The organism is Bradyrhizobium sp. LTSP849 (assembly GCF_000938255.1).
In the GTDB taxonomy this organism is placed as follows: domain Bacteria; phylum Pseudomonadota; class Alphaproteobacteria; order Rhizobiales; family Xanthobacteraceae; genus Bradyrhizobium.
In genome coordinates this window covers 111,981-124,843 of sequence record NZ_JYMR01000038.1, presented here as the reverse complement: position 1 = coordinate 124,843, position 12,863 = coordinate 111,981, and the positions used below count along the sequence as shown (strand labels likewise).

The window sequence follows — 12,863 nt, the reverse complement described above, 5'->3', positions numbered from 1 at the left end:
GGGCGGCCTGTCTGCGTGCTCGCTGTGTCCGGGTGCAGCCAAGCAGCTTCACTCCACCTTGCGAATGCGTTCGATCAGTGCAGCCGCGGCGGGATCGCGCGCGGCCTTGGCGTAGATCGGAGCCATCGCGTCCTCGAACGGCTTGCGGTCGATATCCCTGACGATGGTGACACCCGCGGCCTCGGCCTTGAGCTGCGATTGCTCCTCGAGGTCGCGCCACTTCTCGCGCATGAAATTGCTTGAGCGCGCCGCGGCCTCCCTGAAGATCTGCTGGTCCTCGGCAGACAGGCTGCGCCAGGCCTTGAGCGAGATCACCAGCACCTCCGGTCTCATCGTGTGCTCGGTCAGCGCAAGGTAGCCGGCGTATTTGTAATGGTCTGTCGTCACAAAAGATGGCCAGTTGTTTTCGGCGCCGTCGATCAGATGGGTCGCAAGCCCCGTGAGCACCTGCCCATAGGGCAGCTCGACCGGCTCGGCGCCGAGCGCGCGGACCATCTCGCTCATCAACTCCGATTGCTGCACCCGGATCCGCAGGCCTTTGAGGTCGGCGACGCTCTTCACGGGCCGGACGCCGTTGTAGATCGAGCGGGCGCCGGAATCGTAGAAGGCGAGCCCGACAAAGCCGTAAGGTTCGAAGCTGCCGAGGATCTCGCTGCCGATCGGCCCGTCCAGCACCTTCTGCATGTGCTCGATGGACCGGAACAGGAACGGCATGGCCAGCACGTTCATTGCCGGAACGAAATTGCCGATCAGCGCCACATTGGTCCGGTTGAGGTCGATCGCGCCGGCGCGGGTCTGCTCGATCGTCTCCTTCTCCTCGCCGAGCTGGCGGGAGTGAAACACCTTGATCTCATGGCGGCCGCCGGTGCGCTCGGCGATCAGCGCGCCCATGTAGCGCAACGCCTGGACGGTCGGGTAATCCTCGGTCTGGGTGTCGGCGGCGCGGAATTCACGCGCAGCGGCGCCCGTCGCGCAGATGGCGAGCAGAAGCGCGACGAAAATCACCCCGGTCCGTGAGAGTTCGGCACGGTTTGGCACTGGCACACTCAACCCCTCGGAGATGGAGTCTATGGCGGGAGCAAAAGGTTCAATGCAATCTAGCAGATGGTAAAGGGAAGGCCATCCCGCCCCGGTCCCTTCGCGCGCTTGTGCGGCGCGACTGGCCCTCATTCCCGGTTGAAACCGCAGGTGCCGCGCCTTAAGCAGGGTGCGGTCGCCTTTTGCCGCACGACATGGAAGTGCCATCGTGACTTCAGCATTGCGCCTTTTGCAGATCGTCGCCGTCTCAATGGCCCTCGCATTGAGCAGCGAGGCGCGCGCCGCCACCGACATCGCGCTGTGGCACGCCATGTCGGGCGAGCTTGGCAAGCAGCTCGAGAAGCTCACCTCCGACTTCAACGCCTCGCAGTCGGATTACCGCATCGTTCCAACTTATAAGGGCAGCTACACCGAGACGGTGACCGCTGCGATCTTTGCCTTCCGCTCGCGCAGCCAGCCCGCGATCGTGCAGGTCAACGAGGTCGCCACCGCCACCATGACCGCGGCCAAGGGCGCGATCTATCCGGTGTACAGCATGATGCGGGACATGGGCGAGCCGTTCTCGCTCAACGATTACCTTCCCGCGATCTCCGGCTATTACACCGACGCGGCCGGCAATCTCTTGTCGTTCCCGTTCAATTCGTCGACGCCGATTCTCTATTACAACAAGACCATGTTCCGCGACGCCGGTCTCGATCCGGAAACGCCGCCGAAGACCTGGCCCGAGCTTGGCACCGTGGCAAAACGCCTGCGCGACCATGGTGTCGCGTGCGGCTTCACCACGTCGTGGCCGTCCTGGATCCATGTCGAGAATCTTTCGGCCTACCACAATCTGCCGCTTGCGACCCGCGCCAACGGCTTTGCCGGGCTCGACGCAGAGTTGACCATCAACAATCCGGTCGTGGTCAAGCACATCGCCCAGCTCGCCGAATGGCAAAAGACAAAACTGTTCGACTATAGCGGCCGCGGGCAGTCGGCCGAGCCGCGCTTCCAGAACGGCGAATGCGGCATCTTCATCGGGTCTTCCGCAACCCGCGCCGACATCAAGGCGAATTCGAAATTCGAGATCGGCTACGGCATGATGCCGTACTGGCCCGACGTAAAGGGCGCACCGCAGAACTCGTTGATCGGCGGCGCCACGCTGTGGGTGCTGCGCGACCGCCCGCGCGAGGAGTACAAGGGCGTGGCGCGGTTCTTCGCCTATCTGTCGCAGCCCGGCGTGCAGGCCGCCTGGCACCAGAACACCGGCTATCTGCCGATCACCCGTGCTGCCTTCGAGCTGACGCGTGCGCAGGGTTTTTACGAGCGCAATCCGGGCTCGGCGATCTCGTTCGAGGAGATTACGCTGCATCCGCCAACGGAGAATTCGAAGGGCATCCGGCTCGGCTCCTTCGTGCTGATCCGTGGCGTGATCGAGGACGAGCTGGAGCAGGCCTTTGCCGGCCACAAGGGCGCGCAAGGAGCGCTCGATTCGGCGGTCGAACGCGGCAACAAACTGTTGCGCCAGTTCGAGCGCGCCAGCCCGGATAGGTAGCGGCGGTTTGTCGCGCCCGAGTCGTGATGCCCGTTCACCGGCGAAGTCAATCGGCCGCCACACAACCTGAAATATGTGTGCGAGTTCACACGCAACGGGCCGTGCGCCTGCAATAGTCTCGAAAGCATGTCGCCCGAACTGGCGGCAACGCTTGTCGCCGCCAGTTCGGCAGCGATGATCTTGCAGTCGTTTCATCCTTTCATTTTCGTAGAAAATCGAATTGGAGGCTATAAATGCCCTGCTCATGTTTCATCATCCCGAATGACATTCTGACCAGGCTCTCCCAGGACAAGAAGCTCTCTGCCTCGGTCCGCAAGCGGATGGTCGACACGGTCCAGATCAGTCACGAACTGCGCGAATTGCGGACACAGGCCGCGAAGTTCACGAGCGTCGCTGCGACGCGTGCCGATGGGTTGGTCACGCTTGCCGCAGCACCATCAGTCACGGTCTACGACTGCAAGCACACGCAAACACTGCCGGGTACGCATGTCTCGAAGCCGAAGACGTCGTCGGACGGCTCCGTCAAACGCTCCTTCAACCAGACCAGCAAAGTGGCAAAGTTCTACAAGGAGGTCTTCAACCGGAATTCGATCGACGATCATGGCATGACCATGATGTCGTCGGTTCACTTCGGCGAGAAATACAACAACGCGATGTGGAACGGGTCGCAAATGCTTTATGGCGACGGTGACGGCAGCATCTTCGTCGATTTCACCAGGGGCAACGACGTCATCGGTCATGAGCTGACCCATGGCGTGACCCAGCACAGTCTGCAACTCGTCTATAGCGGCGATGCCGGGGGCCTGAACGAGAGCATCTCGGATTGCTTCGGCTCGATGTTCCGGCAATGGGAAGCCAAGCAGAACGTCAAGAAGGCGGACTGGCTGATTGGGCGCGATATCATGGGGGCTGCCTCGAAGAAGAAGGGGTTCACCTGCCTGCGCGATATGGCCGATCCCGCAGCCAAGCACTGCCTGGCGCCGCAACCGACCAAATATTCGCAAGTGACGCCGGGCATGGATCCGCACTATGCAAGCGGGCCGCCGAATCTTGCTTTCTGCACGGCTTGCGTGACGCTCGGCGGTAATAGTTGGGCCCAGATCGGGCAAGTGTGGTATCGTTCGGTGACGGGCTTCGGCCCGACGCCGAACATGACGATGAAGGCATTTGCCGCCCGGACCCGTCAGGTGGCGCATACAATGTATCCGAACGCGCCCGCTGTCTCCGCTGCCGTCAATGCGGGGTGGACGAAAGTGGGGCTGTAACCGGTGCAGCACGCCGCGAAAGGGTGAAAGCGTGGATCGTTTGAAGATCGAGCGCGTCGGAGGGGTCGCTGGCTTCGGCGGCCCTCACCTCAAGAGCCGCGGCGAACTGGCGCTGTCGGATTTGTCGCCCGCCGATCAAAAAACGGTGGAGTCGCTGTTTGCCGATCCGAACAAAGTCCCGGCGACACATCCAGGTCAGGCCGACGCGTTCAGTTACCGGATCACGCGTGGCGCCCACACCATCGAAATTCCCGAGCATGCCGTTCCCGCGACCATCAAGAACAGCGTCAAGGATGTGCTGGAATAAGTGCGGGCGGGGTCGGTGATCTGATGAGCAAGGCGCAGTCGCCGGATTCGTTCGGGGCCTGGGGGCTGTCGGCATCGACGCATCTGGACGCCTACCGCGCCCTGCGCACCGACCCATCGCGCTGGCTGCCGATCGCGATCGATATCGCCCGTAGCCACGGTCTCGATGGCCGCGCGCATGTGTTTGCGACCGGCACCAATCTCGTCGCAGGCTTCGGCGACAAGCTGATCTTGAAGATTTTTCCGCCGCTGCTGCGCGCGCAATTCGTCTCCGAGCGCGGTTCGCTGACGCAGCTGGCCGGCCGCCTCCATCTGCCGATTCCGGAGATCGTCGCCGAAGGCGAGCGCGACGGCTGGCCTTATCTCATCATCACGCGCCTCGCCGGCACGCTCGGCTCCGAGGTCTGGCCACACCTCGCGGAAGCACAGAAGGAGCGCGTGCTGCGCCAGATCGGCGAAACCATCGCGGCCGTGCAGCGCGCGCCGCTCGGCCCACTTGCGCAGATCGAACCACGCTGGGATGCGTTCATGCGCGCGCAGATGCAGGGCTGTCGCGCGCGGCACGAACGTCTCGGCCTTGCACCAAAATTTCTCGCCGGCCTCGACGATCTCCTGCGCGATGCGGCAAAACTCATCCCCATGGATGCGCCGCCGGTGATCCTGATCGGCGAATACATTCCGGAAAATTTTCTGCTCGCCTGCCATAACAGTGACTGGTCGCTTGCCGGCCTGTTCGACTTCGGCGATGTCCGGACCGGATGGCGCGACTACGATCTGCTCGGTCCCAGCGCCTTCATGGCGGCGGGCTCGCCCGGCCGGGTGCGCAGCCTGCTCGGAGGCTTTGGCTATGCCAAGCCCGACTATGCACTCAAGCGGCGCCTGATGGCCCTGATGCTGCTGCACCACGCCAGCGATCTCAACAGCCACATCTGCATCGAGGGCTGGCAGGAGAGGGCGGACGATCTCGTTGCGCTTCAGGATTTGATTTGGGCGGAGTGACCTCGCCCCGATCTCTACCGTCGTCCCGGACAAGCGTAGCGAAGCGGAGCGCCGATCCAGGACCCATTACCCCAGGGGGAAATCGTTGTGCGAAGCGGGTAACCGCGAGTCTTCGCCAGACCATCCCTTAGGGTAATGGGTCCTGGCTTTCGCCAGGACGACATCAAAGAGGTGGCGCCCACCAAATAGGCCGAGGTAAAATTCAGTCTATTTAATGAGCATAGACGTATCTTTGTATGCAATGCACAAGTCGTGAGCATCGATGTTTGGCGCATCCGATCGCAATTTATACTACGAAATCAATTATTTAGGTGAAGTGTAAAGCCCCGTTAAGCTTTGGCACGAACCTTGCGAATCCAGTTCCAACCAGAAGCTTTTTTGAGTTGGAGCCGTTTCATGAAACGCCGCGATTTCCTCAAATCCGTCTCCGGATTGGCCGCTGGCGCGGCGCTTCCGGCCGTGCCGTCGGTGATCTCCTCGGCCAAGGCCGATGCGCGCTCCGAGACGCTGCTGATCGTCTCCGAAGGCGGCCCCAACAATCTCGACATCCACGGCGTCGGCACCAACGTGCCCGGCTATGAAGTGTCGTGGAATTGCTACGACCGCCTGATCAGCCACGAGATGAAGAGCGGCCCCGGCGGGGTGCCCTATTACGACCGCGACAAGTTCAAGGGCGAGCTCGCCGACGACATGAAGATCGACGACATGTCGGTCACCTTCAAGCTGAAGAAGAACGCCAAATTCCACGACGGCACGCCGGTCACGGCGAAAGACGTGAAGTGGTCGCTCGATCGCGCCGTCACCGTCGGCGGCTTCCCGACCTTCCAGATGAGCGCAGGCTCGCTGACCAAGCCCGAGCAGTTCGTCGTGGTCGACGACGGCACCGTACGAGTCGATTTCGCGAAGAAGGATCGGCTGACGATTCCCGACCTCGCCGTGATCGTGCCTTGCGTCATCAATTCGGAACTCGTGAAGAAGAATTCCAGCGAGAAAGACCCGTGGGGTCTCGAATACACCAAGCAGCAGACCGCGGGCTCCGGCGCCTACAAGGTGACGAAGTGGACCGCCGGCACCGAAGTGGTCATGGAGCGCAACGAGGATTGGGTCGGCGGTCCGCTGCCCAAGATCAAGCGCGTGATCTGGCGCATGGTGCCGCAGGCCGGCAACCGCCGCGCGCTGCTGGAGCGCGGTGACGCAGACATCTCGTACGAACTGCCGTTCAAGGATTTCCAGGAGATGAAGGCGAGCGGCAAGCTCAACGTGGTGTCGCTGCCGTTCTCCAACGGCATCCAGTACATCGGCATGAACGTGACCAAGGCGCCGTTCGACAATCTCAAAGTACGTCAGGCGGTCGCATACGCGCTGCCGTATCAGAAGATCATGGACGCGGTGATGTTCGGGCTGGCGAACCCGATGTTCGGTGCCGCGAAGGACAAGCCGACCGAAGTGGCCTGGCCGCAGCAGCACAAATACAACACCGACATGGAGAAGGCGAAAGCGCTCATGGCGGAAGCCGGCTACGCCAACGGTTTCGAGACCACGATCTCCTTCGATCTCAATTTTGCCGGCGTCAACGAGCCGCTCTGCGTGCTGGTGCAGGAATCACTCGGCCAGATCGGCATCAAGACCACGATCAACAAGGTGCCCGGCGCCAACTGGCGCACCGAGTTGAACAAGAAGGAGATGCCGCTCTTCACCAACGTGTTCTCGGGCTGGCTCGATTACCCCGAATACTTCTTCTACTGGTGCTATCACGGCAACAATTCCGTCTTCAACACCATGAGCTACAAGTCAGCGGAGATGGACAAGCTGATCGACGGCGCGCGCAACGCGGCTGCGACCGGCGACATCGCGACCTACGACACCGACGTGAAGGGTTTTGTCGATCTCGCCTACGCCGACGTCCCGCGCATTCCGCTGTATCAGCCCTTCGTCAACGTCGCGATGCAGAAGAACATCAGCGGCTACGAATACTGGTTCCACCGCCGCCTGGATTATCGCGCGATGGCGAAGGGGTGAGGCGTCATGAGTGAGGTGAGCACGCTCTTCAAGCTCCCTCCCCCCTTGCGGGGGAGGGTCGGGGAGAGGGGTAGCCCCGAACTCCGACCTCTCCCGGAGCCACCCCTCTCCCTAGCCCTCCCCCGCAAGGGGGGAGGGAACGCAGCGGTATGCGCAGCACGATCTCATTTCCAACCACAGCGCACGGGGAGGTCGTCATGCTGACCATGATCGGCAAGCGCCTGATGTTCGCGATTCCGTCGCTGATCGGGGTCGTCATCGTCACCTTCCTGCTGACGCGCGCACTGCCCGGCGATCCCGCGGCCTACTTCGCCGGCCCCGCCGCAACGAAGGAAGCCGTCGAGCAGATCCGCAAAAAGCTCGGCCTCGACAAGCCGCTGGTCGAGCAATTCTTCCGCTACACCAACGATCTCGCCCATGGCGATTTCGGCAACTCGCTCACCACCGGCCAGCCGGTCGCGGCCGAAATCCGCAACCGCCTGCCGGCCTCCGCTGAACTGACCCTGATAGGCCTCATCGTCTCGATCGTGATCGCCATTCCGCTCGGCATGCTGGCTGCGACGCGGCCGGGATCATGGGTTGATCATCTCTGTCGGGTGACGACGACGGCCGGCGTGTCGCTGCCGGTGTTCTTCACCGGCCTGGTGCTGGTCTACGTGTTCTATTTCCAGCTCGGCTGGTCGCCCGCGCCGCTCGGCCGTCTCGACGTTTTCTATAGCGCGCCGACGACAATTACCGGTTTCTACCTGATCGACACGCTGATCGCGCGCGACTTCGAGGCGTTTCGCTCGGCGCTGAGCCAGCTCATCTTGCCGGCGGCGACACTGGCGATCTTCTCGCTGGCGCCGATCGCGCGCATGACCCGCGCCTCGATGCTGGCGGTGCTGTCGTCGGAGTTCGTGCGCACCGCCCGCGCCAGCGGCCTGTCGCCGGCGACCGTCATCGTCACCTACGCCTTCCGCAACGCGATGCTCCCCGTCATCACCACGCTCAGCATGGTGTTCTCCTTTCTGCTCGGCGCCAACGTGCTGGTGGAGAAGGTGTTCGCGTGGCCCGGCATCGGCTCCTATGCCGTGGAAGCGTTGATCTCGTCGGATTTCGCGCCGGTTCAGGGTTTCGTGCTGACCATGGCGGTGATGTACGTGCTTTTGAATCTCGTGATCGACATTCTTTATGGCGTGATCGATCCACGCGTGCGGCTTGAAGGCTAGGGGTGAAAGATGAGCTCCGTTGCACCTGCTGTTGAACCCGCCGGTCCCGCCCGCACGTCGGGGCTGGTCGCGATCATCGAACAGACCCGTTACGTTCTCGGTGAGAACAAGGTCACGGGCTTTGCCTTCGGCCTGCTGGTCCTGATTCTCGCTGCCGCGATCTTCGGTCCCTATGTGGTGCCCTATGATCCGCTGGCGTCCGACACCGCCGCGTCGCTGAAGCCGCCATCGGCCGCGCACTGGTTCGGCACCGACCAATTGGGCCGCGATATCTTCAGCCGCGTCGTCGTGGCGACTCGGCTCGATACCTTCATCGCGGTCGCTTCCGTCGTGCTGGTGTTTTTGATGGGTGGCCTCGCCGGTCTCGCCGCCGGGTATTTCGGCGGCTGGACCGACCGCATCGTCGGCCGCATCGCCGACACCATCATGGCGTTCCCGCTGTTCGTGCTGGCGATGGGCATCGTGGCCGCGCTCGGCAACACCGTGCAGAACATCATTTTGGCGACCGCAATCGTCAATTTCCCGCTCTATGCCCGCGTCGCGCGCGCCGAGGCCAATGTCCGCCGCAACGCCGGCTTCGTGCAGGCGGCGCGTCTGTCCGGCAACGGCGAATTCCGCATCCTGCTGGTGCACATTTTGCCGAACATCATGCCGATCATGATCGTGCAGATGTCGCTGACCATGGGCTACGCCATCCTCAACGCCGCGGGCCTCTCCTTCATCGGTCTCGGCGTCCGCCCGCCGACCGCCGAATGGGGCATCATGGTCGCCGAAGGCGCGGGCTTCATGGTCTCCGGCGAATGGTGGATCGCGCTGTTTCCGGGCCTCGCTTTGATGATCGCCGTGTTCTGTTTCAACCTCCTCGGCGACGGCCTCCGCGACATCGTCGACCCGCAGCGGAGGACGTGATGATTGTTTCCAAGCTCGCAGCTGCGCTCCCTCCCCCCTTGCGGGGGAGGGTAGGGGAGAGGGGTAGCCCCGGGCGAGGTCTGTGTTCGTGGCTACCCCTCTCCCTGCCCCTCCCCCGCAAGGGGGGAGGGAACGAGAGAGCGGTGCCCGCCTCACACCCGCAGAAATTCCTCAATGATTCCAGTGCCATTCTACTGTGCATGGGGTTGTTTTCGACGTTTTTAGTGGACCGGAGGCAGTCGTGACCGCCCAGCCCCTGCTCGACGTCCAGGACCTCACCGTCGAATTCAACACCCGCCGCGGCATCGTCAAGGCGGTGCAGCACGTCAACATCTCCGTCGCCAAGGGCGAGACGCTCGCCATCGTCGGCGAGTCCGGCTCCGGCAAGTCGGTGACATCCTACGCGGTGATGCGCATTCTCGACCGTGCCGGCAAGATTGCCGAGGGCTCGGTGATGTTCTCCGGCATCGACGTGAAGGCCGCGACCGAAGACCAGATGCGCGATCTGCGCGGCCGCGAAGTCTCGATGATCTTTCAGAACCCGCGCGCCGCGCTCAACCCGATCCGCAAGGTCGGCGACCAGATCGAGGACGTGCTGCGCACCCATGTGCAGCAGGCGATGGTTTCGGACCACGGCGAAAAGGCGATCGAGGCGCTGGAGCAGGTCAAGATCGCCCGCCCGCGCGAGCGCTACCATGCCTATCCGTTCGAGCTCTCCGGCGGCATGTGCCAGCGCGTCGTCATCGCGCTCGCGCTCGCCTGCAATCCGCAGCTCCTGATCGCGGACGAGCCGACCACCGGCCTCGACGTCACCACGCAGAAGGCGGTGATGGATCTCATCGTCGAGCTGACCAAGCGCAAGGCGATGTCGACCATCCTGATCACGCACGATCTCGGCCTGGCGGCTGCCTATTGCGACCGTGTCGTCGTGATGGAGAAGGGCCGCGTGGTCGAGACCGCCAAGGCCGCCGATATCTTCGCCAACCCGCAGCATCCCTATACGAAGAAGCTGATGCGCGCGACACCGCGGCTCGGCGTGTCGTTGCGGGATCTGTTGCCGGAGGAGGAGGGCGCAGCCGCCGCTGCCGCGAGCGCAGCGACCGTGGAATCCGCTCCGACCGCTGCGGCAGGCCAAAAGCCCCTGCTCCTCATCGAAAAACTGGTCAAGGAATATCCCCGCCAGGGCGCGACCGCGACGCTCGGAAAGCTGTTCGGCCGCAAGCCGCCGGTCGAGCCGGATGTCTTTCGCGCCGTCGACGGCATCAGCTTCTCGATCGGTCATGGCGAGAGCGTTGGCCTCGTCGGCGAATCCGGCTGCGGCAAATCGACCACGTCGATGATGGTGATGCGGCTGCTTGACCAGACCTCGGGCCTGATCCAGTTCGACGGCGAGGATATCGGCGCCATCCAGCCTGCCTCGTTTGCCCGGCTGCCGCAGCGCAGCCGCATCCAGATGGTGTTCCAGGACCCGACCGACAGCCTCAACCCGCGCTTCACCGCCGTGCGCGCCATTGCCGACCCGATCATGCAGCTCGGCGACGTCAAAGGCCGCGACGCGCTGCGCACCCGCTGCGAGGAGCTGGCCACCATGGTCGGCCTGCCGCTCAATCTGCTGGACCGCTTCCCGCACCAATTGTCCGGCGGCCAGAAGGCCCGCGTCGGCATCGCCCGGGCCATCGCCCTGCACCCAAAACTCGTCATCCTGGACGAGCCGACGGCAGCGCTGGACGTCTCGGTCCAGGCCGTGGTCCTGAACCTGCTCCAGGACCTCAAGGCACGGCTAGGTATGAGCTATCTGTTTGTCTCGCATGATTTGAATGTAGTGCGCCTGTTGTGCGATCGTGTCATTGTCATGCGGTCGGGTCGAATCGTGGAGGAGGGCTCCTCCGAGAGGGTTTTGAGCGATCCGCAGGACGACTACACCAAGGAGCTGTTGACGGCGATCCCACATCCGCCGCTGCCGGTTCACTGAGACGCATAGTTCGAGAGAGTGATGGCCGCCGAACCATTGGACGACTACATCGACGCCGTTTCCAAAGCGCTGGCGCTGCCGGTCGAGGACGCCTGGAGGCCGGCCGTTCGCGCCAACCTCGAAGTCTCGCTGCGGCTCGCCCGCCTGGTCGATGAATTCGCGCTGCCGGACGAGACCGAGCCGGCGCCCGTGTTCAGTGTCTGACGCCGCCATGACCACGAAGCCAGAGATGACGGCTGCCGACATTGCGAAAGCGGTGGCGGGCGGTCAATTGTCCGCACTCGATGCCACCGAAGCAGCCCTCGCGCGGATCAAGCAGCACGACACCGTCCTCAACTCCTTCACCGACGTCACCGCCGATCGCGCCCGTGCCAAAGCGCGCGCGATCGATGCCGACATCGCGGCCGGCAAGAAGGTTGGCCCGCTCGCCGGCGTCCCCTTCGCGGTGAAGAACCTGTTCGATGTCGCGGGCCTTTCGACCCGCGCGGGCTCGAAGATCAATCGCGATCGCGCACCTGCCAAGCGCGACGCCACTTTGATTGAACGCATGGAAGCAGCCGGCGCGGTGCTGGTCGGCGCGCTCAACATGGGCGAATACGCCTATGACTTCACCGGTGAGAACGTTCATGACGGCCCCTCGCGCAATCCGCATGACACGACGCGGATGAGCGGCGGCTCCTCGGGTGGTTCTGGTAGCGCAGTTGGTGGCGCGCTGGTGCCGATCGCGCTGGGATCAGACACCAACGGTTCGATCCGCGTGCCGTCCTCCTTCTGCGGCATCTTCGGCCTGAAGCCGACCTATGGCCGGCTGTCGCGCGCGCGCTCGTTCCCGTTCGTCGCGAGCTTCGATCATCTCGGTCCGTTCGCACGCTCCGTCACCGATCTCGCGCTCGCCTACGACGCGATGCAGGGGCCGGACGCTGACGATGCCGCCTGCACAACCACGCGCGGTCTCGAACCGACGACGCCGCTGCTCGCCAATCCGGTCTCGGACCTGCGCATCGCGATCGCCGGGGGCTACTTCCAGAAGAACGTGTTTCCGGAAGCTGTCGAAGCCGTCAGCCGTGTCGCCAAGGCGCTCGGCGCGACGCAGATCGTTGATGTGCCCGAAGCCGCGCGCGCCCGTGCAGCGGCTTACGTCATCAGCACCACCGAAGGCGCCTCGCTGCATCTCGATCGCCTGCGCAGGCGCCCCAACGATTTTGACCCCGCCGTGCGCGACCGGTTGATTGCCGGCGCCATGGTGCCGGCCCCGCTGGTCGATCGCGCGCAAAAATTCCGCCGCTGGTATCGCGCGCAGTTCGCCGAGATTTTCAAGTCGGTCGACGTGCTGATCGCGCCGGCAACGCCCTGCACCGCGCCAAAAGTCGGTCAGGTCACCTTCAATCTTGACGGCGTCGAGCTGCCGGTGCGCGCCAATATCGGCATCCACACCCAGCCGATCTCGTTCATTGGCTTGCCGGTGGTCGCAGTCCCGGTGCCGCTCGAGCTGCTGCCGATCGGCGTGCAGATCATCGCCGCGCCCTGGCGCGAGGACATCGCGCTGCGCGTCGCATACGCGTTGGAAAAAATGGGTATCGCCGCCGCGCCCGCGCCAAGGGGACTTTGAG

Annotated in this window: 11 protein-coding genes; 10 read left to right on the top strand and 1 reads right to left on the bottom strand. The window is 63.4% G+C overall.

Annotated elements, in window-relative coordinates:
- Positions 1–48 precede the first annotated feature (48 nt).
- Positions 49–1,044 (bottom strand): TRAP transporter substrate-binding protein, encoded by a 996-nt coding sequence (locus tag UB31_RS23115; protein ID WP_045012527.1) that lies wholly within the window; start codon positions 1,042–1,044, stop codon positions 49–51.
- A 202-nt stretch (positions 1,045–1,246) separates the two neighbouring features.
- Here UB31_RS23115 and ugpB point away from each other — a divergent pair, with 202 nt between their 5' ends.
- From ugpB to UB31_RS23065, 10 genes are all read left to right on the top strand, one after another.
- Positions 1,247–2,572 carry a sn-glycerol-3-phosphate ABC transporter substrate-binding protein UgpB gene (gene ugpB / locus UB31_RS23110; RefSeq protein ID WP_283806098.1) on the top strand — a complete coding sequence of 442 codons (1,326 nt, stop codon included), beginning with the start codon at positions 1,247–1,249 and terminating at the stop codon, positions 2,570–2,572.
- Positions 2,573–2,805: 233 nt separating this feature from the next.
- A complete protein-coding gene (locus UB31_RS42875) occupies positions 2,806–3,837 on the top strand; it encodes a M4 family metallopeptidase (RefSeq protein WP_045012526.1) in 1,032 nt (343 codons plus the stop codon).
- Between the two features lie 31 nt (positions 3,838–3,868).
- The gene (locus tag UB31_RS23100; RefSeq protein ID WP_156175511.1) at positions 3,869–4,144 is read left to right on the top strand and encodes a protealysin inhibitor emfourin; all 276 of its coding nucleotides are present in this window, start codon (positions 3,869–3,871) and stop codon (positions 4,142–4,144) included.
- A gap of 23 nt (positions 4,145–4,167) precedes the next feature.
- Positions 4,168–5,142, top strand: coding sequence for an aminoglycoside phosphotransferase family protein (locus UB31_RS23095; protein ID WP_045012524.1), 975 nt, complete (start codon positions 4,168–4,170; stop codon positions 5,140–5,142).
- A 396-nt stretch (positions 5,143–5,538) separates the two neighbouring features.
- Positions 5,539–7,161 (top strand): ABC transporter substrate-binding protein, encoded by a 1,623-nt coding sequence (locus UB31_RS23090; RefSeq protein ID WP_045012523.1) that lies wholly within the window; start codon positions 5,539–5,541, stop codon positions 7,159–7,161.
- A gap of 197 nt (positions 7,162–7,358) precedes the next feature.
- On the top strand, positions 7,359–8,372 hold the full coding sequence (locus UB31_RS23085) for an ABC transporter permease (protein ID WP_045012596.1): 1,014 nt from the start codon (positions 7,359–7,361) through the stop codon (positions 8,370–8,372).
- 9 nt (positions 8,373–8,381) lie between these two features.
- Positions 8,382–9,281 carry an ABC transporter permease gene (locus UB31_RS23080; RefSeq protein ID WP_045005837.1) on the top strand — a complete coding sequence of 300 codons (900 nt, stop codon included), beginning with the start codon at positions 8,382–8,384 and terminating at the stop codon, positions 9,279–9,281.
- Between the two features lie 241 nt (positions 9,282–9,522).
- Positions 9,523–11,253 carry a dipeptide ABC transporter ATP-binding protein gene (locus tag UB31_RS23075; RefSeq protein ID WP_045005836.1) on the top strand — a complete coding sequence of 577 codons (1,731 nt, stop codon included), beginning with the start codon at positions 9,523–9,525 and terminating at the stop codon, positions 11,251–11,253.
- Positions 11,254–11,274: 21 nt separating this feature from the next.
- The gene (locus tag UB31_RS23070) at positions 11,275–11,457 is read left to right on the top strand and encodes a DUF4089 domain-containing protein (RefSeq protein ID WP_045012522.1); all 183 of its coding nucleotides are present in this window, start codon (positions 11,275–11,277) and stop codon (positions 11,455–11,457) included.
- Between the two features lie 7 nt (positions 11,458–11,464).
- A complete protein-coding gene (locus UB31_RS23065; RefSeq protein WP_045012521.1) occupies positions 11,465–12,862 on the top strand; it encodes an AtzE family amidohydrolase in 1,398 nt (465 codons plus the stop codon).
- Position 12,863: the final 1 nt, after the last annotated feature.

Bases quoted from the DNA above. Each gene is read 5' to 3' on its own strand.
- UB31_RS42875 (WP_045012526.1), top strand. From the start codon at position 2,806: ATGCCCTGCTCATGTTTCATCATCCCGAATGACATTCTGACCAGGCTC.
- UB31_RS23095 (WP_045012524.1), top strand. From the start codon at position 4,168: ATGAGCAAGGCGCAGTCGCCGGATTCGTTCGGGGCCTGGGGGCTGTCG.
- UB31_RS23090 (WP_045012523.1), top strand. From the start codon at position 5,539: ATGAAACGCCGCGATTTCCTCAAATCCGTCTCCGGATTGGCCGCTGGC.
- UB31_RS23085 (WP_045012596.1), top strand. From the start codon at position 7,359: ATGCTGACCATGATCGGCAAGCGCCTGATGTTCGCGATTCCGTCGCTG.
- UB31_RS23080 (WP_045005837.1), top strand. From the start codon at position 8,382: ATGAGCTCCGTTGCACCTGCTGTTGAACCCGCCGGTCCCGCCCGCACG.
- UB31_RS23070 (WP_045012522.1), top strand. From the start codon at position 11,275: ATGGCCGCCGAACCATTGGACGACTACATCGACGCCGTTTCCAAAGCG.
- UB31_RS23065 (WP_045012521.1), top strand. From the start codon at position 11,465: ATGACCACGAAGCCAGAGATGACGGCTGCCGACATTGCGAAAGCGGTG.